Consider the following 23,910-nt stretch of genomic DNA (forward strand, 5'->3'; position numbering starts at 1 on the left):
GCACGGATGCCAAGGGGTCCACGGATGCCGAGGAGCGGCGCGCTGCTGCTGGCCGGGGCGCTGGCGGCGGGCACGGTCGTGGCCGGTGCGGGCACGGGAGCCGCCGCCGCGGACCCGTGCACCGGGAGCGGGCCGCTGCCGCGCGTCTGCGCGCAGCCGGGGGACCTGATCGACGTCCGTCTCGGCGAGCTGCACCCGACGCAGGCCGTACTCGGCTTCGACCAGGTCTTCTACAAGCTCGGCCGGTACGGCGGCGACCGTGACGAGGCGGCGGGCGACGTCAACAAGCGGTTCGACGACTGGTGCGAGACCAACGGCCAGGAGGAGGCGGCCACGGCCGGTCCCGGCGCCCGGCTGGACGACCCGTCGAGCTTTTCCTGCACCGTCCCGGTCGGGCAGGAGACGGCCGGGACGATCGCCCCGATGAAGACGGCCGTGGTCGGACCCGGCGGCAAGCTGTACCTCACCGACGGGCACCACACGCTGACCTCCTTCCTGGAGGGCCCCGACGGCTCCGCCGACCTGCGCATCCGGCTCCGCGTCACCGACAACTTCAGCTCCCTGTCCACCCCGGCCTTCTGGCAGCGGATGACCGAGCAGAAGAAGGTGTGGCTGCGCGACGGGAACAACCGGCCGCTCGGCGTCGACCGGCTGCCGGACCGGCTCGGCATCACGCACTTCCGCGACGACCCGTACCGCAGCCTCGTCTACTTCACCCGCGACATCGGTTACGAGGTCCCGGACGGGGCCACGGAGTTCCTGGAGTTCTCCTGGGGGTCGTGGCTGCGCGGCGAGCACGACACGAGCGCGTACGACCTGACGGCCCCGGGCCCCTACCTCGACCTGGTGAAGGGCGCCTCGAAGTCGATGGCCGCCCTGGACGCCGACGCGGTCGTCGACGACGGGAGGACCGCCGCCCAGCTCGGCCGGATCGACGAGTGGAACGGCGGCAAGAAGGAGACCGGCGGGGAGTTCGCCAAGCTGGGCAGGCCGCTGAGCGACCCCAAGCCGGGCAAGCTCGCCGAGGCCCTCGACTACAAGGCCCGCGTCCTGCCCGCCCCCGCCTGCACCCGCACGGTCACCGGCCCCCGCACCGGACCGCTGACCGTCACGAGCGGCGTCACCTGCCTGGACCGCGCCGCCCAGCGGGGCCCGGTCGTCGTCCGCCCCGGAGCGGCACTCGTGGTCACCGGCTCCACGCTGGACGGCCCGCTCCAGGCCGACCGGGCGGCGGCGGTCCACCTCTGCGGCTCGCACGTCGGCGGCCCGGTCTCCGTGAGCCGCACGACCGGTCCCGTACGGGTGGGGGGTCCGGGCTGCACCGCGAACACGGTCGCCGGGCCCGTCGTGCTCACCGGCAACACCGGCGGCGTGCTGTTCGCCGCCAACACGGTCACCGGCCCGCTGGTGTGCTCCGGCAACCGGCCGGGCGTGGACGACACGGGCCGCGCGGGCGAGGTGGGCGGACCGCGCACCGGTCAGTGCGCCGCGCTCTGACGGGGTGACGCCGATCCGGTGACACGGATCCGGTGACGTCGACCCGGTCGCCCTCAGACGAGCACGTACGCCACCGTCGTCGCCGCGCCCAGGCCCGCGCCCGCCACGGTCTGGGCGACGGTGTGGTAGCCGAGGGCGACCCGGGACCAGCAGACCGCCGCCGTCACCGCGTACGCGGCGATCCACCAGGGGGAGTGCACGACGGCGAGGAGGGAGACGGACGCCGAGGCCACCGCCGAGTCGACCGAGATCTTCCACACCGTGTTGACGGCCAGCAGGCCGATCGTCATCACCCACAGCCCGAGCATCGCGACGAGGATGCCGGTGGGCGCGTTCCCCAGCACCATCACCACCGAGCCGGCGCCGATCGAGCCCAGGATGACGAAGAAGATCGGCGCCCGCTTGGTGCGGTCCACCACATGGCGGTCGCCCCAGGTGCCGCGCCCGCGCTCCCACTCGATGTACCCCGCCGGGATCAGCCCGGCGCAGAGCGCCCCGAGGAAGCCCCAGAGCAGCCCCGTCCAGTCGCCCGCCGCCGCCAGGCCGATGGAGAGCATGCCCGCCAGCAGGACGTTGCGCGGCTGGAGGACGTCGGTGACGGTGCGCGCGGCGGAGGCCGTGCGGGCGGAGGCGGTGGGGGTCCCCTCGCCGGTCGTGGTGCCGGTCATGCGCTCGTCTCCGTCGTGCGGGTGGTGTCGGCCGTCGCGGCCGCGAGGACGGCGCGGGCGCGCTCCTCGTCGACCGTCCGGTAGGCGGCGGCGACCCGGACCAGCCGGGCCACCTCGCCGTCCTGGTCCGCCGCGTGCTGGGCGGCGACCGTCGCGGCCGCCCCGGCGGGCGCGCCGGAGTCCTTCGCGAGCAGGGCGGCCCGGATCCAGTAGGCGTCCGTGAGGGACTCGGTCCTGCGCGGGTCGTCCGTGTCGCGGGCGGCGGCCCTTCCGGCGGCGGCGAGCAGCCCGTCGGGCACGTAGTGGCGCAGTTTCTCGGCTGCGTCCGCGATGTCGGCGGCCCAGCGGTCCACCCGCAGGTCGGCCGGGACGTTGAAGCGGGTCAGCTCGCGGGCCAGCGGTGCGGGCGGGTCGAACGGCTGGTCCGGGAACGCGGCCATCAGCTCGTACCAGAGGGCGTGCAGCCGGACCTGGGCCCGCCACAGCCGGGCCCGGCGGGCGCCGGCCGCGAAGGCGGGGACGGACGCGCCGAGGGCGAAGAAGGCGAACAGCACCAGTTGCGCGGCCTCGGTGACCTGGTCGAACCGCAGGGCGAACGCCTCGCCCGGCTCGTCCACCACGCTGATCCACAGGAACAGGGTGCGGCTGACGGTGTAGCCGACGCCGATGAACATCGCGAACGTCATCATCCCGAGCCCGATGCGCAGATGGCGCCGCCGGGTGTCGAGGGTGGCCAGCGCCCACTGGAAGGCGCACACGGCGGACGCGGCCCCCAGGTAGAGGTAGAAGACGCTCATGTAGAGCGTGGCGCCCCACTCCCCGGCGTGGTCGGAGACGAAGCGGTCCGAGGGCTCGGAGCGGTCGACGACGGTGAAGAAGAGGACGGTCAGCAGGATCAGTGTGGCGACGGAGGCCTTGGCCGCCAGCTTCTGGACGAGCCGCGCGAACCGTACGTGGCGGGGGACCGCGCCGTCTTCGGGATAGCTGCCGTAGATGGCCACGATGTAGCCGAGGATGGCCAGAATTGCCACTGTGGCGGTGTAGTGCTTGATGAGGACGGCGAGGTCGGTGATCGCGCTGTTGTTGAGGCCGATGCGCACCACCTCGGTCTTCGTCCACAGGGCGATGGCGAATCCGGCGTAGCAGCCCCACAGGGCCCGCCGTCTGCGGTCCTCCTCGTCGCCCCACAGGGCAGCGGGCATACGCCACAGGGCAACGGCCGTCATCAGGCCGGCTATCAGGTAGCCGGCGAGATCGAGGGGGGTCACGGCGGTGTTCGTCCTCGGGGTCGGGAGCGCGGGGTGTGGGGCCCGCGGGTGGGACGGTGGCACGTGTCAGGCGTCGCCGGACCGTCTTCCGGGGAAGAGACCGCGCCGTCGGTGGGCCACCGGACGGGACAGGGAGTTGTCCAGCCGCCCCACCATGTCATCGGTGGTGAGGTCCCGCGCCATCCGGGGGATCAGCGAGGCACCGAATTCGGCCATACGTTCGTCGTGGGTCGCGTACTGCGCGCGGGCCTGGACGGTGCCCCCGCCGGAGGCGAAGGACGCGGCGGCGGCCGGGGAGATCATCCGGGCGATCAGCGAGGTGTCGAAGACCGGGAGGAGCGAGCGGAGCTGTTCCGCGTCGAGCGTCGTCCCGTGGTCGAACCACTCGTGGCACAGCTCGTGCAGGATGACGTGCTGGGTCTGGTAGGCGGTCGGCCTGCGGCGGTAGAGGACGAGGCTGGTGCCGCCCGCCTTCAGGCGCAGCCCGCAGGCGGCGTTGACGCGGGCGAGGCGGTCCGGCATCTCGTGCAGCCGGATGGTGCGCCCGCTCGCCTCCTCCATGTTGGCGACGAGCTGGTCCAGCGTGAAGGGAACAGGGATGGGCAGGTCGGCGAGCCCGGCCTCGCACTCTCTCCGCAGTTTCCGCAGGGACATGACCAAGACGCTACGCTGCCGGACCCGCCGGGCGGCGGTTCACGGCGGAATCGCTGCCGCCGCCTTCCCCCTCCGGCCCGTCCTTCTCCCGGGCCGCGTCCTCCAGCAGGGACAGGGCGAACCGCAGCAGTTCCGGCGGGAGCCCGTCGTCGTCCAGACCCCGGCCGGCCAGGCCGCTGATCTCCCCGGTGCGCCGCTTGGCCAGGAACTGGAGTCCGGCGACGACGTCGTCGACGACCTCGGACTCCTCCTTGAAGAAGCGCCAGTCCACGCCGAACCCCAGGCCGAGGGCCTTGAGGATGTCCTCGGAGGGCTGGGTGACCTTGCCGGCCAGGATGTTGGAGAAGTAGCTGTGCGACAGCGAGCCGCCGCGGTCGCGGACCAGCTCGGCGAAGACCCGGCCCGAGATCTTCTGGCCGGGGAAGGTCTTCTCGACCATGTACTCGACTTTTTCCCGCAGCGAGCCGAGGCGGGGAAGCTCGTCCGGACCGGGGGGTTCGACGGGTTGCGGACCGCGTTCGTCGCCGTCGTCCATGGTCATCCGGGCCTCCACGATCACCTCGGAGTCGGAACTGAGCTTGCGCAAACACTCTACGTCACTGTTAACTCGAAAAAACACGGGCAGGGGACCACGAGGGGAGTCCCCTGCCCGTGAATGATCCTGTGCCCCGCGGGGCCCGGAGCGGGCTCCGGACAGGGGTGTAGCCCTTCACGACGGGGGATGCGTGAAGGGCTACGCGTGCATTATGGCCCCACGGTCCTCCCGGCGACAACTGACCGGTCGGTCAGTGATCCGCGGGAGTGCGTCCGCCGCGTCCTTCCCGGTGGCCCAAATCTGTTCCGGCCGCGATAGACATGAACTTGCCGGGCGATTAGGATTTCTTGTGCAGTCACGTGAACCAGGTGTACGCAGCAGAGGCGCACCCCGCAGGCGTACGGCGCCCGGCTCCTTCGGTCGCGCGTGACGGAAGAGGTGCAGATGCCCCCGGAGACCCCCTCGCACGCCACCGACCGGCTCGACGACGACGATTACCCCGCCTACACGATGGGGCGAGCCGCGGAGATGATCGGTGCGACGCCGGGGTTCCTCCGGGCGATCGGCGAGGCCCGGCTGATCACCCCCCTGCGGTCCGAGGGCGGCCACCGCCGCTACTCCCGCTACCAGTTGCGCATCGCCGCCCGCGCCCGCGACCTGGTCGACGCCGGCGCGCCCGTCGAGGCCGCCTGCCGCATCGTCATCCTGGAGGACCAGCTGGAGGAGGCGCTGCGCCTCAACGAGGAGCTGCGCGGCCGGTCCGCCCGCTCCGGCGGCCCGGCCGAGCGCTGACGGACGCCGACGGCGCCGATGGGGGCCGCGCCGCGGGTCGCGCGGGGTCTCGCGCGACCCCGAGGAGATATCTGCATTCGCCAGCACAGAATTTCGCGCAATGCGCGATGAGGCTTTTCTCTTCCCGGTCTGTTCCGACACGGCCGGTGATATTAGGCACCCTCCTCTCCCGGTCCATCGTGCTAGTGTTGATCTCAGTTGCAGTTGTGGTTCCCAAAAACTTCAAGTGTTCTTGCCGGTCGGATGTCGGCGGGCACACTTTTGTATTTCCGGTGTTCTTCCGGACGGGGTAATCATCGCGGCGACGTGGGGTCCGCACAGTGTGGGCCCGCGGGCTCTGCCCCTAAGGAGATATGACATGGCTACTGGCACCGTGAAGTGGTTCAACGCGGAAAAGGGCTTCGGCTTCATCGAGCAGGACGGCGGCGGCGCCGACGTCTTCGCCCACTACTCCAACATCAGCGCCTCCGGCTTCCGTGAGCTGCAGGAGGGCCAGAAGGTGAACTTCGACGTCACGCAGGGCCAGAAGGGCCCGCAGGCCGAGAACATCACCCCCGCCTGATCACTCAGGTAGTACTGCGCAGCTGGGGCCCGCACCTTGGGGTGCGGGCCCCGGCTCGTTGTCGTTTCCGGGGCCCGCTCTGCGCGCCCCCCGACGAAGCCGCGTCCGGTGAACTGTTTCCCGGCGGCCGGGCTTCGTTTTCTTTTGTCATTTCATCGGCTCGTTCTTGCGATTCTGGGTGCCGTTCACGGTCGCTTCCCGAAAAAGAATCCCTCGATACGTGCCCCATCGAGGAAAGGTTCTGAATGAACCGCGAACGCACGCCCCGCTCGAACGACCGATTTTCCCGCACCCGCTCCGGCGGCGCGCCCCGCTACTCCGGTGGCGGCGGCGGTGAGCGCCGCGCCGCGGGCTTCGGCGGCGGACCCAAGCGGTCCGGCGGCTCCGGCGGATCCGGCCGGTCCGGTGGCTACGGCCGCCGCTCCGCCTCCGGCGTCAAGGGCGAGTTCGCCCTGCCGGTGACCGTCACCCCGGCCCTCCCCGCCGCCGAGACCTTCGGTGAGCTGGAGATGCCCGCACCGCTGAAGGCGGCGCTGGTCGCCGAGGGCATGACCGTGCCCTTCCCGATCCAGGCGGCCACCCTGCCGAACTCGCTGGCCGGCCGGGACGTCCTGGGCCGCGGCCGCACCGGCTCGGGCAAGACGCTCGCCTTCGGCCTCGCGCTGCTGGCCCGCACCGCCGGCCGCCGCGCCGACGCCAAGCGCCCGCTCGCCCTGGTCCTCGTCCCCACCCGGGAGCTGGCCCAGCAGGTCACCGACGCGCTCACCCCGTACGCCCGGTCGCTGAAGCTGCGCATCGCCACCGTGGTCGGCGGCATGTCCATCGGCCGCCAGGCCAGCGCGCTGCGCGGTGGCTCCGAGGTCGTCGTCGCGACGCCGGGCCGCCTCAAGGACCTGATCGAGCGCGGCGACTGCCGACTGGACCGGGTCACCATCACCGTCCTCGACGAGGCCGACCAGATGGCCGACATGGGCTTCATGCCGCAGGTCACCGAGCTGCTCGACCAGGTGAACCCGGACGGGCAGCGGATGCTCTTCTCGGCCACCCTGGACCGCAACGTCGACCTGCTGGTGCGGACGTACCTGAAGGACCCGGTCGTGCACTCCGTCGACCCGGCCGCCGGCGCCGTTACGACGATGGAGCACCACGTCCTGTACGTCCAGGGCGCGGACAAGTACGCCACCACGACGGAGATCGCGGCCCGCGACGGCCGCGTGATCATGTTCCTGGACACCAAGCACGCGGTGGACAAGCTCACCGACCACCTGCTGCACAGCGGGGTCCGGGCGGCGGCGCTGCACGGGGGCAAGTCCCAGCCGCAGCGCACCCGCACCCTGGAGCGCTTCAAGACCGGGCACGTCACGGTGCTGGTCGCCACCAACGTCGCGGCGCGCGGCATCCACGTCGACAACCTCGACCTGGTCGTCAACGTGGACCCGCCGAGCGACCACAAGGACTACCTGCACCGCGGCGGCCGTACCGCCCGCGCCGGGGAGTCCGGCAGCGTCGTCACGCTGGTGCTGCCCAACCAGCGCCGCGAGATGACCCGGCTGATGGCGGACGCCGGGATCACCCCGCAGATCGCCCAGGTCCGCTCCGGCGAGGCCGAGCTGAGCCGGATCACCGGTGCGCAGGCCCCCTCCGGCGTCCCGGTCGTCATCTCCGCCCCGGCCAAGGAGCGCGGCAGCGGCCGCGGCGGCGCGTTCATGGGCCGCGGCACCAAGCGCGGCGGCAGCGCGGCTCCGGCCCGGGGCCGCCGTCCCGGCCTGCCGACGCCCGAGGCCCGTGCGGCCGCAGCGCAGCGCCGGAACAACCGCGCCGCGTGATCCGTGCGGCCGGCGGTCCGCCGCCGGCCGCCCCGTACGCCCGGCGATCCCTCCGCCGGCGCGTGCACCGGGCCCCTCGTCCGGGCCCTCCACGTCCCCTCCGTGCACTCGACACGTCTCCGTGCACTCGACCCCCTGTTGAGGAACCATGCGCTGTGTCATCGCCCGCTTCCCCTTCGATCTGTTCAAGAACGAGGTGGAGGACTCGATGAAGGGCATCAAGCCCGAACCCGTCACCGGCGACGCGGTGGTCATCAGCCGCCGGGTCTACCCCGTCAAGCAGGTGGGTGAGGTCATCACCCGGCAGGACCGCCGGGACTTCAGCTCCGCCGAGGTGGTCCGGGCGCTGTCCAAGCTCGGCTTCACCTGCCGTACCGCCGAGTCGGCCGTGCCCGCGCCGGCCCCCGCCCGTACCCCGCTGGAGACGGCCTCCGCGCTCCTGGGGACTCCGGCGGAGGCGCGGAGCGAGGCTCCCGGAGCGGTGTCCGCACCCCGGGCCGACGGGGTCTGAGACCTGCTTCCCCGCCCCGCGACGCCGGCTTCGGGCGTCGCGGGGCGTGCGATGATCGCCGCCATGATGAGGAAGCTGACCGCGTTAGGCGTGACAGTGGTGGCGTCCATGCTGCCCGCCACCGCCGCGCACGCCGACGAGACGCACACCAACGCTCACAACGGCCCGCAGGTGGCCCTGATCTCGACGGGCCAGATCGACGATCCGCTGGAGGACGTGCTGGAGCACGTCGCGGTCCTCGGCCACAACATCATCGTGGACTGACCCTCCCCCGGACCCTTCCAAGACCCTTTCCGGCCGTTCGGCGTCTCAGGACGCGCGGGCGGCCGGTGGTTTCTGCCGGGCCCACTCCATGCGCGGCTCCAGCAGCGGACGCAGGAGCCGCCGGACCGGGGGCGTGCACAGCAGGGTCATGACGGCGACCGCGCCCAGGGTGACGGCGACCGTGCCCAGCGTGGTGTCGAAGAACGGGTCGTCGTAGAAGCCGCCGTACCGCAGACCCCGGACGACGAAGCCGTGGAGCAGATACCCGTACAGCGTGCAGGTGCCGAGCGTGGTCATCCAGCTGCGGCCCTTGGGCACCCAGGCGAGGAAGCACGCGCCCAGCACGATCGCGGCCACGAACAGCAGGACCGTGGCGGTCGGGCCCGTCCACTCGGCGACGTTCAACTCCTCGGTGCTGTTCTTCCGGAAGAACCACGAGGTCGAGGTCCGGGGCACCAGCCAGTACGCCAGCAGCATCCCCGCCACGAACACCGGCACCGAGACGACCCGCACCCAGGTGGAGCGGAGAGCCGCGAAGTGCTCCGGGCGCAGCCGCAGGCCCAGTACGTAGAACGGCAGGAACTGCAGGATGCGCTGGATCTGCAGGCTTCCGTCGGCGGCCGGCGACACCGTCGCCAGGGCGGCGACGGCGACGGAGACCAGCACCGGGAAGCGCACGGACTGCCACAGGGGGGTGGACAGCCGCCAGAAGAACAGGGCGGGCAGGAACCACAGCAGCCAGTAGGGCTGGAGCAGCGAGAGCGCGTAGTCCGGGTCGCGTGCCGCCCGTTGGAACAGCGTGTACAGGATCTCGAACAGGACATAGGGCACCAGCAGGCTGGTGACCAGCTTCCACACCCGGTCCGGCCGCAGCTCGAAGTTCCGTGAGAAGTAGCCCGCTATCAGGATGAACACCGGCATGTGGAACGTGTAGACGAAGGTGTACGCGGCTTCCACGAGGCGGCCGGGAGGCAGGGGCTCCCACGCGTGTCCGATCGCCACCAGCACGATCGCCAGGTACTTCGCGTTGTCGAAGAAGTGGTCCCGGCCGCCGGACGGCGGCTTTCCGGTCGCCGGGGCGCCGGCAGCGGCGGTGGGGTGCGGCTGCTCGGAGGTCAGGGGGGAGGGCATCCTGACACCCTAGAACGCGGAGGCGTTCCGTCCGCCCACTGTGGCGCTCATCACCTCCGGGTGACCCGCTCGGACGGCTCCGCGCTCCCCTCGGCGTCCAGGTGCGGCAGGTCCGTACGCCGATGCGGGGGAACGGGAGCCGGACGGGGCGGGGGCCTGCCCGGGGGGTCGGCCTGGGGGTGCCCCCACCCCGGCCCACCGGGCTCCCGGATGGGCATCGCTCCCCGGTTCGACAAGGCTTCGTCCATGACGACTTGGACCCGGAAGGCCTTACTTCTCACCGTCTCCGCCGCCGCCGCGGCCGGCACGCTGACCGCCGTCGGCGCGCCCGTGGCGCACAGCCGCCCGACGGGCCCCGCCGCACCTCCGCTCAGCTGGGGGGCCTGCGACCCGATGCCGGGGACGCCCGTTCCCGACGGGCAGCAGTGTGCGACGCTCCGCGTTCCCCTGGACTACCGCGCCCCCGGCGGGCGCACCGTCGACGTGGCGGTCAGCCGGCTGCGCACCGACCGGCCCGAGGCCCGGCGCGGGGCGCTGGTGGTGATCCCCGGCGGCCCCGGCTCCTCGGGGGTCCAGCGCCTCGCGCAGAAGGGCGAGGCGCTGCGGGCGGCGACCGAGGGGGCGTACGACCTGGTCAGCCTGGACCCGCGCGGGGTCGGCCGGTCCACCCGGGCAGGCTGCGGAATCCCGGAGGCGGACCGGCAGTTGGTGACGCTGCGCTCCTGGCCCGCGGCGGACGGCTCGATCGCGGAGAACGTCGAACGCGCCCGCCGCACCGCCGCCGCCTGCGCCCGCGACGGCGGTCCGGAGCTGCGGTCCCTCACCACCCGGAACGAGGTCCGCGACATCGACCGGCTCCGCGCCGCCCTGGGCGAGCGGAAGGTCTCCGTCTGGGGCTCCTCGTACGGCAGTTACGTCGGGGCCGTGTACGCGCAGGAGCACCCGCGCCGCGTCGACCGGCTGGTCCTGGACAGCACCGGCGACCCGGACCCGGCGCGGGTGGCGTACGGCTGGCTTTCCAACATGGCGCCGGGCGCCGCGGACCGCTTCCCCGACTTCGCGGCGTGGGCGGCGGACCCCGCCCGGGACGCCGAGGGGCTCCGGCTTGCCCGGCGTGCCGAGGAGGTGGAGCCGCTGTTCCTCGCGCTGGCCGGGGAGCTGGACCGGGTGCCGAAGGAGTCGGACGTGCCCGGCGTCCCGCTGACCGGGAACCGGCTGCGGCAGGCGCTCCAGCTCGCCCTGTACAGCGACTCCGCGTTCGCCCCGCTGGCCCGGCTGATCCGGTCGGCGCAGGATCCGGAGGCCCGTCCGGCGCTCCCCCGGGAGCTCGCGGGCGCGCTGCCGGACGAGGACGCGGCGTTGACGATGGCGGTGGTCTGCAACGACGTGCGCTGGCCCCGGCCGGCCTCCGGGTACGCCGGCCGGGTCGCCGCCGACCGGGCGCGGTATCCGCTGACGGCCGGGATGCCGGTGAACATCACCCCGTGCGCCTTCTGGAAGTACGACGAGGAGCCGAGGCCCACCCGGATCACCGACGAGGGCCCCTCGAACATCCTGATGATCCAGAGCCTGCGCGACCCGGCCACCCCGCTGGCCGGAGCCCTGAGGATGCGGGCGGCGCTCGGCGAGCGGGCCAGGATGGTCACCGTCGGAGAGGGCGGGCACGGGATGTACCTGGGCAACGGCAACGCCTGCGGCGACCGGGTGGTCAGCGACTTCCTGGTGACCGGGAAGCGGCCCGCCCGGGATGCCCACTGCCCGGACCGGGCAGCGTCCGACAGGGTGTCATAACGGTAGATTCCGGGGTGTTCCTTGCTATACACGAGCGATGGAGTACCCCGGGACCCTCGTCCTGATCATGGCCCTGGCGGTTCTCGCCCCGCTGCTCGGTTACGCGACCGGGCGGTGGCTGCCGGTCCCCGTCGTCATCTTCGAGATCGTCCTCGGGATCCTGGCCGGGCCCGATGTGCTCGGCTGGGCCCACCACGACCAGGTCATCGACACCCTGTCCGACCTCGGGCTCTCGATGCTGATCTTCCTCGCGGGCTACGAGATCCGGTTCGCCGAGGTCCGCGGCGACACGCTGCGCCGGGCCGGCGGGGCGTGGGTCCTCTCGTTCGCCACCGGGCTCGGCGTCGCCCTGCTGCTCAGCGGGGCGGACCTGGCGAAGAGCCTGGTCATCGGCACCGCGCTCACCAGTACGGCGCTGGGCGCGGTGCTGCCGATCCTGCGGGACTCGGGGCGGCTGGAGGGGCGGTTCGGGTCGGTGGTGATGGCGTTCGGGTCGGTCGGGGAGTTCGGCCCGATCATCGCCATGGCCCTGCTGTTCAGTGGCAGGAGCCCGGGTGCGGCGAGCGCGGTGCTGGCCGTGTTCGCGGTCGTCACGGTGGGCGCGGTGTTCTGGGCGATGCGGCCCCGGCCGCCGTGGTTCGCCCGGCTCATCGCCGTGACCCTGCACTCCAGCGGCCAGTTCGCGGTTCGCTTCGTGATGCTGCTGCTCGCCGGGATGCTGGGCCTCGCCCACGTCTTCGGCCTGGACACCCTGCTCGGCGCGTTCGCCGCCGGGATGCTGACCCGGCTCGTCCTCCAGGGGGCGGTGCCCGAGCGCAGCGGGGAGATCCTGGAGCGGATCGAGGCGATCGGCTTCGGCTTCCTCGTGCCGTTCTTCTACATCGTCACCGGTATCGACTTCGACCTCGCGGCGCTCCTGGACGGCGGGCGCCCGCTGCTGCTCCTGCCGGTCTTCCTGCTGCTGTTCCTGCTGGTGCGCGGGGTCCCGGCGTATCTGCTGGCCCCGCGCGACCTGACGGGGCGTGCCTCACGGTCCGCGCTCGGGCTGTTCGCGTCCACCTGTCTGCCGCTGGTGGTCGCGATCACCGCGATCGGCCTGGACGAGAAGGTGATCGGGGCGGGCGAGGCCGCCGCGCTGGTCGCCGCCGCGATGGTGTCGGTGCTGGTGTTCCCCCTGGTGGCGTTCCGGCTGCTGCGACGGGAGGAGGGCGACGGGGGCAAGGCCGTCCCGGGCCGGACGGCGGAGACCGGAGAGGCGTGGTGAGGTCCCGCGCCTCCTGGGGCCGGTACTCAGGGTCTGTCCTCCGTCGGTACGCACAGGACCGGGACCGTCGACATGTGCAGCAGCTTGTGCGGGGTCGAGCCCAGCAGGGCCCCGCGCATCGGGCTCTCGCCCCAGGTGCCGACCACGATGACCCGGGCCCCGTGCCGTTCGGCGGCTTCCAGGAGGGCCTGCGCGGGGCTCTCGTCCAGTACCTCCACGCTCGCCGGTACGCCCGCCTCCTCGGCCGCGGCGAGCGCGTGCTCCAGGCCGGTGCGGCCGGCCTGCCGGATCGCTTCGTGGTGGCTGCGGTACTCCGCCCCGTCGCGCAGCCCGGGGGCCGCGGCCCCGTAGACCAGCACCAGCTCCTCCCCGTACGCCGCCGCGACCTCGATGGCGATGCGCAGGGCGCGGGCCGCGCCGGGGGACTCGTCGTAGCCGAGGACGACCGACATCTCAACGCCCCTTCCGGGCGGGGGCGTGCACCAGGTCCGGGTCGGCGACCCCCGGCCGCTCCTGCCAGAACACCGCGTCGCGCAGCCGCCACACCACCATCAGGACCACGCCGACCAGGGAGATCACGATGCCGATGACGAGCGGCGGGCCGAGGCCGAACCAGGAGGTGCCGCTGTAGGAGTTGGCCGGGTCGGACATGTCGATGACCGAGCGCACCAGCAGCCAGGTCAGCAGCCCGGCGCCGACCACCGGGCCGAGGCCGATGAGCAGGAAGTTGCGCACGCTCTCGGTGAGGTGGCGCCGGTAGTAGACGGCGCAGGCCACCCCGGTGAGCGCGTAGTAGAAGGCGATCAGCAGCGACAGTGCGGTGAGCGAGTCGAAGAGCGCGTTGGTGGAGATCTGGTTGACCACCAGATACCAGGCGATGGCGATTCCGGCGACCCACCACGTACTGACGTCCGGGGTGCGGAACCGGGGGCTGATGTGCCCGAAGTGCCGCGGCAGTGCCTGCCGGCGGGCCATGGACAGGGCGGTCCGGGACGCGGGGATGATCGTGGTCTGGGTCGAGGCGATCGCGGAGGTGGCCACCGCCAGCAGCAGGATCCAGTCCCAGCCGCCGAGGACGTCCCCGGCGAGCTGGGCGAAGACGAACTCCTCCTCGCCCGCGTTCTCCGCCAGGAACGCCGTGCCGGCGAAGGCGACGACCGCGATGGCGACCGACAGATAGGTCACCAGGAGGACGACGGTGGACCAGAGGCCCGCCCTGCCCGGGGCGCTCGCCGAGTTCTCGGTCTCCTCGGTGAGGTTGACCGCGGACTCCCAGCCCCAGTAGATGAACACCCCGAGCAGCAGCCCGCCGGTCAGCGCCGCCCCGCCCGCGCCGAAGGGGTTCAGCCAGCCGAGGGAGGGTTCGATCGAGTCGAAGCCGGTCGTGCCCGCGTACACCTGGTAGAGCGCCACCACGACGAAGACCAGCAGGAACGCGATCTGGAGGAGGATCAGCACGTTCTGCACCTTCGCCGACAGCTCGGTGCCGATGACGCAGAGCCCGGTCATCACGATGATCAGGAGGACGGTGAGCAGTTGGCGTACGACGTCGTTGTCGACCCAGCCGTCCAGGCCCACCGCCAGCAGGGTGAAGCTCACCGCCACGTCGGCCAGCGAGCCCACCACCAGGACACCGGTCATGGTGATCGCCCAGCCGCCCAGCCAGCCCGCCCAGGGGCCCATCGCCCGGGTCACCCAGGAGAACGTCGTGCCGCAGTCCTGGTCGACCTTGTTCAGGTAGTAGAACGCCGAGGCGATCAGCAGCATCGGCACGAACGAGGCGAACATGACGCCCGGGGCGTAGATCCCCACCAGGGCGACGACCGGGCCGATCACGGCGGCCAGCGAGTACGCCGGAGAGGTCGCGTTGAGACCGATGACGAGGGCGTCGACGAACCCGATCGCGTCTCGCCTGAGGCCGACCGCCGACGCGTCCCGCACATGGTCGTGGGCCATGGTTCCTCGCTCCGCCGGGCATCCCCGCCGGGAGCGGGCGATGGTCCGGATCTCATCGTAGGAAGCCCCGGCGATACCCGCATTCCGGACGAAACGCCTCAGCCGGTGGTGCGTCACCCGAACGGCCCGCTCCTCTGCGAAGCCGGAGGTCAGACCGCAGGGTGGAGTGCATGTGGTCCCGCCGACTCGTCCTGGGCGCTCTCCTCCTGCCCCTGGCCCTCCTGGTGTTCGGGGACGGCCCGGCGTTCCACGCGCCGGGCGCGGAGCTGGCCTCCGGACCCCGCCCGCCGCGCGGACTGCCGCAGCCGGGCGTCATCAGCCGCCGGGAATGGGACGCGGACGAGGAGCTGGTCCGGGAGGGGCCGCACTACACGGGCGCGGCGCGGGCGGTGTTCGTCCATCACACCGGCAATCCCAACGACTACGACTGCGCGGACGCCCCCGACCTGATCCGGGCCGTCCAGAGCGACCACATCCGGCAGGACGGCTGGGACGACATCGGCTACAACTTCCTCGTCGACCGCTGCGGCACCATCTACGAGGGCCGCGCCGGCGGGGTCGGCCGCTCGGTGCTCGGCGCGCACACCAAGGGGTTCAACACCGACACGGTCGGCATCGCGGCGATCGGGAACTTCGGCGCGGGGGCCGAGGTCCCGAAGCCGATGATGGACGCGCTGGTGAAGCTGGCCGCCTGGAAACTGCGGCCCGGGGCGGACCCGCTGGGCAGGGTCGACCTGGTCTCGACGAACGACGAGAGCCGCTTCGACGAGGGCCAGGTGGCCCGGCTGCACGTCATCTCCGGGCACCGCGACAGCTTCGAGACCCGCTGCCCCGGCGACGCGCTCTACGGGCTGCTGCCCGAGCTGCGGGAGCGCGCCGCGAAGCTGCGCGCCGCCGCCCCCGGGCACTCGGCGGCGGCCCGGCTGCGCCCGTACGTCTGACGCTCCCGCGCGGGTGGGCTACCGGGCGACGAACTGGGTGAGTATCGCCTGCACCTCGTAGATGTCGACGCCCTTGGTGAACGTCTTCTGGAGCGGGGTCGCGCTGCCCGAGATCCAGATCTTCAGCTCCGCGTCGAGGTCGAACGTCCCGGCCGTCTCCACGGAGAAGTGCGTGATGCTGCGGTACGGGACGGAGTGGTACTCCGTCTTCTTGCCGGTGATGCCCTGCTTGTCGACGAGGATCAGCCGCCGGTCCGTGAACAGGATCGTGTCGCGGATCAGCAGGAAGGCCGCGTGCACCTGCTCGCCCTGCCCGAGAAGCCGCGCGTAGTCCTGCTGGGCGGTGGCCGGATTGATCGTGTGCGCGTTGCCGAACAGTGCCATGAGGTCCCCGTTTCTCCGTGTTCTCCGTCGCGTGTTTCTCTGCCGCGTCGTACGGGAGTACGTGTGCGGTGGGGTTCTGGTTCCCGGACCGTCGCGGCCGACACCTCCCGCCTACAGCGGGACGGCCGTCGCCTCGGTGGCCTTCACGCTGGTCCAGACGGTGCTTCCGTCGGCGATGCCCAGGTCGGCGGCGGCCCCCGGGGTGATCTCCGCGACCAGGTCCGGGGCCTCGGCGGAGGTGATCAGCAGCCGCAGCCGGCTGCCGCCCGAGGTGATCTCACGGACGGTGCCGGGCCAGACGTTGCGGGGGGAGCCGGTGGGCCTCTCCCGGTGTACGGAGACGGCTTCCGGCGCGATGACCGCGAGGGCGTCCGTGCCCGCCGGGAGGGGCTCGGCGACCACGAGGTGTCCGCCGCCCTCCAGGGCCAGGCCGGTGGCGGTGGCGGTGCCGGGCCAGGCGTTGCGGCCCAGCATCCGGGCCACCCACGGCGAGCGCGGGTGGCGGGTGACCTCGGCGGGCGGCTCGTCCTGGAGGACCCGGCCGTCCTCCAGCACCAGGACCCGGTCGGCCAGCGAGACCGCCTCGACCGGGTCGTGGGTGACGATCAGGCAGACCCCGCCGAAGTCCGCGAGGTGCCCGCGCAGGGTGTGCCGCACCCGGGCCCGGGTGGTCTGGTCGAGGGCGGCGAGCGGTTCGTCCAGCAGCAGGAGGCGGGGGCGGGCCGCCAGCGCGCGGGCCAGGGCGACCCGCTGGGCCTGGCCGCCGGAGAGCTGGGCGGGCTTCCGGTGGGCCAGGTGGCCCACCCCGAGGCGGTCCAGCCAGTCCTGGGCCTCGCGCCGGGCCGCGGCGCGGGGCACGCCGTGGGCGCGGAGCCCGTACGCCGTGTTGGCCAGGGCGCTCAGGTGCGGGAAGAGCGCGCCGTCCTGGGGCACCCAGGCGACGCCCCGGCGGTGCGGGGGGAGTCCGGTGACGTCGCTGTCGCCGAGGCGCAGGGCGGCGTGCGCGCGGGGCGTGAGGCCGAGGAGGGCACGCAGGAGCGTCGTCTTGCCCGCGCCGTTGGGGCCGACCACCGCGATGGTGGTGGAGCCCGGGGCGTCCAGGGTGAGGTGCGTGAAGCCGGTGACGTCGGCGTGCAGCGGCCAGGCCTCGGGCACGACCTTCGTCAGCGGGTCGGCGGCGGGGGCCGGGAGCGGGTCCGGGACCGTGGCCGCCGGTTCCTCCGGGTGGGCTGACGCCCGGCTCACGGGGCCCCGGTGGTCGCCCGGGGTGCCGGTCCAGCGGCCCCGGAGCGCGATCAGGACGATCATCGCGATGGCCAGGAGCAGCAGGGAGACCGAGGTGGCGGCCTCCGGCGAGTCCTGGAGCAGCAGATAGACCTGGAGCGGCAGGGTCTGCGTGGTGCCGGGGAGGTTCCCGGCGAAGGTGATGGTCGCGCCGAACTCGCCGAGCGCCCGCGCCCAGGTCAGGGCGGCTCCGGCGATCAGTCCTGGGGCGACCATCGGCAGCGTCACGGTCAGGAACACCCGGACCGGCGAGGCCCCCAGTGAGGCCGCGGTCTCCTCGTACCGGGGGCGCAGCCCGCCGAGCGCGCCCTCCAGCGAGATGACCAGGAACGGCATGGCGACGAACGTCGCCGCCAGCACGGCCCCCGAGGTGTGGAAGGGGAGCGTGACGCCGAAGGTGTCCTCCAGCCAGGGGCCGAGCAGCCCGCGCCGCCCGAACGCCAGCAGGAGGGCGACGCCGCCGACCGTGGGCGGCAGGACCATCGGCAGCAGTACCAGCGAGCGCACGAACGCCTTGCCGGGGAACGGCACCCGGGCCAGCAGCCAGGCCAGGGGCACCCCGAGCAGCAGGGAGAGCCCGAGCGCCCACAGGGAGACCAGCAGCGAGAGGCGCAGCGCCTCGGTGGTGGCCTCGGCGGTGAGGTGGGCGCCGAGCTCGCCCCAGGAGGTGCGGACCAGGATTCCGGCGAGCGGCAGCATCAGGAACGCCACGGCCAGCAGGGCGGGCACCGTCAGCAGCAGGGGTGCGCGGGCCCCTGCGGTGCGGCGGCCGGGACGTCTCATGGGTGACCTCGTCGGACTCGGAGTGCGGTGCGGTGCCCGGCAGGCCCGTCGGACGGGACGGTCTGCCGGGCGGTACGGGTCTGCCGGGGCGGGGTGCGGTGACCGGTGCCGGCGGGGTGCGGCTACGGCTGCTGGAAGCCGGCGCCCTGGAGGATCTTCTGCGCGGCGGGCGTGGAGAGCCAGGCGACGAACGCTTCGGCGGCCTCGCCGTGCTTCGACGTCTTCAGCGTGGCGGCCGGGTAGGAGGCGATGGCGTTCTGCTCGTCCGGGATGTCGATCGCGTCGACCTTGTCGGTGGCGGTCGCGGCGTCGGTCCTGTAGACGAGCCCGGCGTCGGCCTCGCCGAGCGAGACCTTGGACAGGACCGCGCGGACGTTGGGCTCCTGGGAGACCGGCTTCACCTCGATCTTCTGCGCGTCGAGGATCTGCGCGCTGTAGCGGCCCACCGGCACCTCGGGGGCGGCCAGGACGACCTTCAGCTTCGGGTCGGCGAGGTCCTTCAGGCCCCCGACCTTCTCCGGGTTGCCCTCGCCGGTGGCGATGACCAGGCGGTTCCTGGCGATGACGGTCGGCTTCCCGGTGTCGCCGGAGAGGCCGTCCATCGTCTTCGTGTCGGCGGTGACCAGGGCGTCGGCGGGGGCGCCCTGCTTGACCTGGGCGGCCAGTTCCTGGGAGCCGGCGAAGGAGAACGTCACCTTCGTGCCCGGGTTCTCCTTCTCGTACGTGGCCCCCGCCGCCTTGAAGACGTCCGTCAGGGAGGAGGCGGCCAGCACGGTCAGGTCGGCCTTCGGGGCGCCCGTCGCGGCCGCCGGGCCGCTGCCCTTGTCCTCGGCCGAGCCGGAGTCGTCGCCGCAGGCGGCGAGCGGGATCAGGAGGGCGGTGGTCAGGACGGCGGCGGCCGCGCGGCGGGGGCTGATCGCACGGCGGTGGTTGATCATCGGGGACATGAGGGTCTGGGCTCCTTGGATGCTCGTCGTCGGCCGGTCTCAGACGCGGTCGATGTGCACGCTGGTCGACTTCACCCGGGCGGTCGCCCGCATGCCGACCTCCAGCCCCAGCTCCTCCACCGCCTCCCGGGTCAGGAGCGAGACGAGCCGGTGCGGACCGGCCTGGATGTCGACCTGGGCCGCGACGTCGCCGAGTCTCACCGCGGTGACGATGCCCGGGAACGCGTTGCGGGCCGAGGTGTACGCGGCCTCGTCCTCGCCTTCCGTGCCCTGGCCGACCTCGATCGAGAAGGCGGCCAGCGCGCGGCCGTCGATCAGACGGCGGCCGGCCTCGTCGCGATGGGTCGCGACCCGGCCGGCGTCCGCCCAGCGGCGTGCGGTGTCGGGGCTGACCCCGAGAAGTCGTGCCGCCTGGCCGATTGTGTAGGACTGCATGTGCAACACGCTAGGCCATTTGGGCTGGCATTTACCATCCTCTGGACGATGATCCATCGCATGTGCGAGAGGCCTCGGAGGAACGTACGGGTGCGGGCGCGGGACCGTGCGGGCCGCATGTACGGAGCCCGTCGAGGGCGCGCGTACGGGCCGCGCCGGGTTCTCCGGTCGCGGCCCGTACATGTGACGGCCCCGGGTCAGGTCACCGGGCTCGTCGCCGGCATCTCGCCCTCGGTGGTGGTCACGTCGATCACGGTGAACCAGGCGCCCTGCGGGTCGCTGAGCGTCGCGAACCGGCCGAACGGGCTGTCCACCGGCCCGAACCGCAGCACCCCGCCGCGCTCGGTCGCCTTCGCCGCGGCGGCGTCGCAGTCCGGAACGGCGAAGTACACGTTCAGATACGCGGGCGCCTCCGGCGGGAAGTCGTCGTCCATCGCCATCCGGCCGAGGACCGTCTCCCCCCGGACGTCGAACATGGAGAAGTCCATCGACTCGTCGTCGAACTTCCTCACGGTGTAGGGGAAGACCGACGGGTAGAACGTGTCCACCTTCTTCGGGTCCCGGGTGAAGACCTCGCCCCAGCAGTACCCGCCGGGCGCGCCCATCTCCGTCTCGAACCCCTCGTGGCGGCCGGCCTGCCAGATGCCGAAGACGGCTCCACCGGGGTCGCGGGCCAGTGCCATCGTGCCGAAGTCGCCGACCCGCATCGGCTCCATCAGCACCTCGCCGCCACTCGCGCGGACCTTCGCCGCGGTGGCCGCCGCGTCCGGCGACGCGAGATACAGGCACCACGCCGACCGGTCCTCCGCGCCCGGCATCGGCGGGACGACGGCGGCCGCGGCCTTTCCGCCCGCGTAGGCCTGCGTGTAGTCGCCGAACTCCGACGCGCTCTCGCCGAACGTCCAGCCGAGCACGTCACCGTAGAAGCTCTTGGCGCCCTCGACATCGGCGAACATGGCGTCCGCCCAGCACGGGGTGCCCTCGGGTTGTACAGCCATGACGCCGGTCCTTCCCTGGAGTCCCTGTCCTCGGCCCCACCCGTACGGGCCCCCTGCCCGCACCGGCAACGCTAGTCAGCGGGGGGCCGGTCCGCGCGTCGGGCGGCGGGCTGAGAGGGCAGGGGCTCCCGGTCAGGAGGAGTCGGTCCGGTGTCTGGCGGGCCGCTCCTCGGCGGCGTGGTCCGCGCAGTCGGGGTTCTCGCAGGGGCCCGCGCGCCAGACGGGGACGAAGATCCCGAGGGACTTGTGGCGGTGGATCTCGGAAGGGACGGGCTGTTTGCAGGTCGGGCACATGAAAGCGGCCCGCTGTCGGGTGTCACGCTCTTTGCTGGCCATTCATTCACGATAGGCGGGGCCGGAGATTTTGGAAAGTCTTTCCCTTTGCGATACCGGGGAATGGCATTGCTTTCCGTGACCCTACTTGTCCGTATCGGTGCCGGAGGTGCCGGACGTGTCCGTGCCGCCCGGACTCTTCGCCGGGCGGCGCATGCTCAACGTCACCGAAACCGCCAGAATGACGATGATCACCGCGAGGCTCACCGGCGACGGAATCTCCGGGATCGAGGTGCTGATCATCTTGTGGCAGGCCTGGAGGACGAGCTTGACCGCGATGAAGGCGAGGATGACCGCCAGTCCGTGGCTCAGGTAGTGGAACCGGTCCAGCAGCCCCGCCAGCAGGAAGTACAGGGCCCGCAGCCCCAGGATCGCGAAGGCGTTGCTGGTGTAGACGATGAAGAGGTCGTCGCTGACCGCGAGCACCGCGGGCACGCTGTCGACCGCGAAGATCAGGTCGGCCGCCTCGATCGCGGCGACCACCGCGAGCAGTGGGGTGGCGACCCGCCGCCCCTCCTCGCGGACGACGAAGTGCGTCCCGGAATAGTGGTCCTGGACCGGCATCACTTTCCGCAGCAGCCGTACCGCGAAGCTCTTGCCCGGGTCGAAATTCTCCTCCTGGCCGCTGAGGATCTTATAGCTGCTGTAGAAGAGGATCGCGGCGAAGAGGAACAGGACGAAGGTGAAACGGTTGACCACCGCGACACCGAGGGTGAGGAACACCGCGCGGAAGACCAGGGCGCCGATGACGCCGAAGAAAAGCACCCGGTGCTGATATTCCCGGGGCACCTTGAAATACGCGAAGATCAGCGCGAACACGAAGAGGTTGTCGACCGAGAGGCTCTTCTCCAGCAGCCAGGCGGTCGTGTACTCCGTTCCGGCGGTGCTCCCGAGCGTCAGGAAGACGACCGCACCGAAGATCAGCGCGAGGCTCACCCACAGCGCGCTCCACAGCCCGGCCTCCTTGAAGCCGATGACATGCGCCTTGCGGTGCGCCAGGAGGTCGACCGTCAGCGAGACGACGACGGTCACGGCGAACACGATCCAGAGCCACACCGGTACGTCCACGCCGGGTTCCTCCCACTCGGGTTCTTACGAGTGTGACCCGCCCGTTCCGTTGCCGCCCGCCGGGGGACGCCGGGTGGCGGCCGCGACCGAGGCCATCAGCTCCGCGTCGAGGAACGAGGGGTCGGCCAACCGGGTGGCGGCGGCGTAGGAGTTCAGCAGCGCCTTGGTGACCCGCAGCGCGGCCTCCGGGCGACGGACCACCGGCTTCGCCCAGGCGGCGACCGCGGCGTCCAGCTCCGCCTCGGGCACCACCCGCTGGAGCACCGACAGCTCGCGGGCCTCGGCGGCGTCGAAGGCCCGGCCGGTGAGGATCAGCTCGCGGACCCGGGCCGCGCCCACCTCGTGGATCAGCCGGGGCAGCAGCCCGCCCCAGGCGGTCGGCAGCCCGAGCGCCAGCTCCGGCAGCCGGAAGGCGGCGGTGTCCGCGCCGACCCGCAGATCGCAGGCGAGGGCCAGCGCGAAGCCCGCGCCGACCGCCTTGCCCTGCACCCGGGCGATGGTCACCGCCCGACCGCCGGAGATCGCCTCGCAGACCCGGCGGGCCTTCTCCCCGGCGATCCGGATGCCCCGGCCGGCGGGGTCCTCCTCCAGCCACCGACCGAACTCGGTGCGGTCCCCGCCCAGGCAGAAGTCGGCCCCCGCGCCGCTGAGCACCAGCACCCGCACCTCGGGGTCCGGGACGGCGACGATGTCCAGCAGCTCGTCGAGCATCGCCTCGGTCACCGCGTTGCCGGTGTCCGGGGCGTGCAGCTCCACATGCAGGACGGGCCCCTCGCGCCGGGTGCGTACCGTCGGCGAGCGGTCCTCCGAGCGGCCGCCCGGGGAGAGGAACTCGGGGAGCGAGAGCTTCACAGGGCCACGCCCAGGGAGGTGATCCGTCTGAAGACCATCCGGGGGGCGTACACCGGCCGCGAGACGGTGTGCAGGGTGGGGAAACGATCCAGCATCCGCGCCAGCAGCGTCCGCGCCTCCAGCTTGGCCAGCGCCGCGCCCAGGCAGTAGTGCACCCCGCCGCCGAAGGTGAGGTGGCTGCCGCCGCGCAGGATGTCGAAGGCGCCCGGATCCGGGTTGCGCCGCGGATCGTGGTTGGCCGCGCCGTACAGGACGTGGATCATGCTGTCCTTCTTGATCGGGACCCCGGCCAGGACGGTGTCCTCGGCGGCGATCCGGGTGTTGATGTGGATGGGCGGGTCATGGCGCAGGACCTCGTCGACGGCCGCGTCGATGTGTTCCGGGTACTTCCGCAGCCACGCCCACCGGCCGGGCTCGGTCAGCAGGGAGGTCATCGAGGAGAGCAGCGTCGCGGTGGTCTCCAGCGAGGCGATGGTGACGAACATGGTGAGCCGGTAGAGGATCTCGTCCGCCCGCTCCCGGTCCGGCTCCATCGCGTCCCAGGTGTGGATCCAGCCGGTCAGCACGTCGTGGCGGGGCTCCGCCCGGCGCCGGGCCACCAGGCCGGTGAAGTAGGCGCGCAGTCGCAGGGTCGCCTCCTCGGAGACGGCGAGCTGCGACTTGGTGGGGAGCAGTTCCTGGGCGAACACCTGGTTGTGGGTGATCTCCAGGATGTCCGGGTAGTCCTCGGGCGGTATCCCCAGCCAGGCGCCGACGGTCATGACCGGCAGCTGCTCGCTGACGGTGGAGACGAAGTCGGCCTCGCCCCAGCGGAGCTTCTCCGCCAGCTCGTCCAGGAGCCGGTCGGCGTCGCGCTCGACGTCGGGGGTGAGGCGTTCGATCGTGGAGCGGTCGAAGAGGTTGCCCAGCGAGCGGCGCTGGCAGGTGTGCTCGGGGGCGTTGAGCCGGGCGAGGGTGGTGGTCATCTCCCGGGTCGCGATCGCGTCCCACTGTTTGGAGTCGTCCTGCCGCTGCTGCCAGGCGAGGTCCGGCGCGAGCCAGTTGCGGCCCCGGAGCACCTGGCTGCAGGCGTCGAAACCGGTGACGAAATACCCGTTCCACGGAGCGCGGACGACGTCACCCATCGCCCGCAGCTCCGCGAGTATTCCGTACGGCTCGGCCTGTCC

The 23,910-nt window shown here is 72.3% G+C and carries 25 protein-coding genes; 9 read left to right on the forward strand and 16 right to left on the reverse strand.

Going from position 1 to position 23,910, the window contains the following annotated elements; all coding sequences use genetic code 11:
- The first annotated feature begins 24 nt into the window (after window positions 1–24).
- The gene (locus ACIRJT_RS16555) at window positions 25–1,497 is read left to right on the forward strand and encodes a ParB-like protein (protein WP_403909538.1); all 1,473 of its coding nucleotides are present in this window, start codon (window positions 25–27) and stop codon (window positions 1,495–1,497) included.
- Window positions 1,498–1,550: 53 nt separating this feature from the next.
- Here the strand turns inward: ACIRJT_RS16555 and ACIRJT_RS16560 are convergent, their stop codons facing one another.
- From ACIRJT_RS16560 to ACIRJT_RS16575, 4 genes are all read right to left on the reverse strand, one after another.
- Window positions 1,551–2,165: a hypothetical protein gene (locus ACIRJT_RS16560; RefSeq protein WP_403909541.1), complete on the reverse strand. Its 615-nt coding sequence runs from the start codon at window positions 2,163–2,165 to the stop codon at window positions 1,551–1,553.
- Complete coding sequence (locus tag ACIRJT_RS16565) at window positions 2,162–3,433, reverse strand: MAB_1171c family putative transporter (RefSeq protein WP_403909544.1); 1,272 nt, start codon at window positions 3,431–3,433, stop codon at window positions 2,162–2,164. Before ACIRJT_RS16565 ends, ACIRJT_RS16560 begins: the two co-directional genes overlap by 4 nt.
- 66 nt (window positions 3,434–3,499) lie before the next feature.
- A complete protein-coding gene (locus ACIRJT_RS16570; RefSeq protein ID WP_403909547.1) occupies window positions 3,500–4,087 on the reverse strand; it encodes a toxin in 588 nt (195 codons plus the stop codon).
- 10 nt (window positions 4,088–4,097) lie between these two features.
- Entirely contained in the window at window positions 4,098–4,673 is a 576-nt protein-coding gene (locus ACIRJT_RS16575) for a hypothetical protein (RefSeq protein WP_403909550.1), read from the reverse strand.
- A 393-nt stretch (window positions 4,674–5,066) separates the two neighbouring features.
- Between ACIRJT_RS16575 and ACIRJT_RS16580 the strand changes: the two genes are divergently transcribed.
- The 5 genes from ACIRJT_RS16580 (at window position 5,067) to ACIRJT_RS16600 (ending at window position 8,577) form a co-directional block, all read left to right on the forward strand.
- Window positions 5,067–5,414, forward strand: coding sequence for a MerR family transcriptional regulator (locus ACIRJT_RS16580; RefSeq protein ID WP_359626828.1), 348 nt, complete (start codon window positions 5,067–5,069; stop codon window positions 5,412–5,414).
- 358 nt (window positions 5,415–5,772) lie between these two features.
- Window positions 5,773–5,976, forward strand: coding sequence for a cold-shock protein (locus ACIRJT_RS16585; protein ID WP_403909554.1), 204 nt, complete (start codon window positions 5,773–5,775; stop codon window positions 5,974–5,976).
- A gap of 245 nt (window positions 5,977–6,221) precedes the next feature.
- Window positions 6,222–7,802, forward strand: a complete 1,581-nt coding sequence (locus tag ACIRJT_RS16590) for a DEAD/DEAH box helicase (RefSeq protein ID WP_403909557.1) — start codon at window positions 6,222–6,224, stop codon at window positions 7,800–7,802.
- 148 nt (window positions 7,803–7,950) lie between these two features.
- Window positions 7,951–8,313, forward strand: coding sequence for an SCO5918 family protein (locus ACIRJT_RS16595; protein ID WP_056702005.1), 363 nt, complete (start codon window positions 7,951–7,953; stop codon window positions 8,311–8,313).
- Window positions 8,314–8,364: 51 nt separating this feature from the next.
- Window positions 8,365–8,577, forward strand: coding sequence for a hypothetical protein (locus ACIRJT_RS16600; protein WP_403909560.1), 213 nt, complete (start codon window positions 8,365–8,367; stop codon window positions 8,575–8,577).
- Between the two features lie 45 nt (window positions 8,578–8,622).
- On the opposite strand, the gene ACIRJT_RS16605 is transcribed toward ACIRJT_RS16600, so the two are convergent.
- A complete protein-coding gene (locus ACIRJT_RS16605) occupies window positions 8,623–9,708 on the reverse strand; it encodes an acyltransferase family protein (protein WP_403909563.1) in 1,086 nt (361 codons plus the stop codon).
- 246 nt (window positions 9,709–9,954) lie between these two features.
- On the opposite strand from ACIRJT_RS16605, the gene ACIRJT_RS16610 reads away from it, so the two are divergent.
- Entirely contained in the window at window positions 9,955–11,499 is a 1,545-nt protein-coding gene (locus tag ACIRJT_RS16610; RefSeq protein ID WP_403909566.1) for an alpha/beta hydrolase, read from the forward strand.
- Between the two features lie 37 nt (window positions 11,500–11,536).
- Entirely contained in the window at window positions 11,537–12,763 is a 1,227-nt protein-coding gene (locus tag ACIRJT_RS16615) for a cation:proton antiporter (protein WP_403909569.1), read from the forward strand.
- 26 nt (window positions 12,764–12,789) lie between these two features.
- Here ACIRJT_RS16615 and ACIRJT_RS16620 read toward each other — a convergent pair whose 3' ends face one another.
- Window positions 12,790–13,215 carry a universal stress protein gene (locus ACIRJT_RS16620; protein ID WP_403909572.1) on the reverse strand — a complete coding sequence of 142 codons (426 nt, stop codon included), beginning with the start codon at window positions 13,213–13,215 and terminating at the stop codon, window positions 12,790–12,792.
- A gap of 1 nt (window position 13,216) precedes the next feature.
- On the reverse strand, window positions 13,217–14,719 hold the full coding sequence (locus tag ACIRJT_RS16625; protein WP_403909575.1) for an APC family permease: 1,503 nt from the start codon (window positions 14,717–14,719) through the stop codon (window positions 13,217–13,219).
- Window positions 14,720–14,889: 170 nt separating this feature from the next.
- Between ACIRJT_RS16625 and ACIRJT_RS16630 the strand changes: the two genes are divergently transcribed.
- A complete protein-coding gene (locus tag ACIRJT_RS16630; RefSeq protein WP_403909578.1) occupies window positions 14,890–15,660 on the forward strand; it encodes a peptidoglycan recognition protein in 771 nt (256 codons plus the stop codon).
- Between the two features lie 18 nt (window positions 15,661–15,678).
- Here ACIRJT_RS16630 and ACIRJT_RS16635 read toward each other — a convergent pair whose 3' ends face one another.
- The 9 genes from ACIRJT_RS16635 to ACIRJT_RS16675 form a co-directional block, all read right to left on the reverse strand.
- A complete protein-coding gene (locus tag ACIRJT_RS16635; protein WP_007447979.1) occupies window positions 15,679–16,044 on the reverse strand; it encodes a PH domain-containing protein in 366 nt (121 codons plus the stop codon).
- Window positions 16,045–16,155: 111 nt separating this feature from the next.
- Window positions 16,156–18,111, reverse strand: a complete 1,956-nt coding sequence (locus tag ACIRJT_RS16640) for an ABC transporter permease (protein WP_403909581.1) — start codon at window positions 18,109–18,111, stop codon at window positions 16,156–16,158.
- 122 nt (window positions 18,112–18,233) lie between these two features.
- Entirely contained in the window at window positions 18,234–19,058 is an 825-nt protein-coding gene (modA, locus tag ACIRJT_RS16645) for a molybdate ABC transporter substrate-binding protein (RefSeq protein ID WP_403909584.1), read from the reverse strand.
- A gap of 39 nt (window positions 19,059–19,097) precedes the next feature.
- On the reverse strand, window positions 19,098–19,493 hold the full coding sequence (locus tag ACIRJT_RS16650; RefSeq protein ID WP_403909587.1) for a molybdopterin-binding protein: 396 nt from the start codon (window positions 19,491–19,493) through the stop codon (window positions 19,098–19,100).
- A 197-nt stretch (window positions 19,494–19,690) separates the two neighbouring features.
- Window positions 19,691–20,491: a VOC family protein gene (locus tag ACIRJT_RS16655; RefSeq protein ID WP_403909590.1), complete on the reverse strand. Its 801-nt coding sequence runs from the start codon at window positions 20,489–20,491 to the stop codon at window positions 19,691–19,693.
- A gap of 132 nt (window positions 20,492–20,623) precedes the next feature.
- A complete protein-coding gene (locus ACIRJT_RS16660) occupies window positions 20,624–20,827 on the reverse strand; it encodes a hypothetical protein (protein WP_403909593.1) in 204 nt (67 codons plus the stop codon).
- An 81-nt stretch (window positions 20,828–20,908) separates the two neighbouring features.
- Window positions 20,909–21,892, reverse strand: coding sequence for a TerC family protein (locus ACIRJT_RS16665; RefSeq protein ID WP_403909595.1), 984 nt, complete (start codon window positions 21,890–21,892; stop codon window positions 20,909–20,911).
- A gap of 24 nt (window positions 21,893–21,916) precedes the next feature.
- The gene (locus ACIRJT_RS16670) at window positions 21,917–22,744 is read right to left on the reverse strand and encodes an enoyl-CoA hydratase/isomerase family protein (protein ID WP_403909598.1); all 828 of its coding nucleotides are present in this window, start codon (window positions 22,742–22,744) and stop codon (window positions 21,917–21,919) included.
- On the reverse strand, window positions 22,741–23,868 hold the full coding sequence (locus tag ACIRJT_RS16675) for a cytochrome P450 (RefSeq protein ID WP_403909909.1): 1,128 nt from the start codon (window positions 23,866–23,868) through the stop codon (window positions 22,741–22,743). The genes ACIRJT_RS16670 and ACIRJT_RS16675 overlap by 4 nt, the downstream gene beginning before the upstream one ends.
- Between the last annotated feature and the right edge of the window lie 42 nt (window positions 23,869–23,910).

This window comes from Streptomyces sp. NPDC102283 (genome assembly GCF_044766265.1).
Lineage (GTDB): Bacteria > Actinomycetota > Actinomycetes > Streptomycetales > Streptomycetaceae > Streptomyces.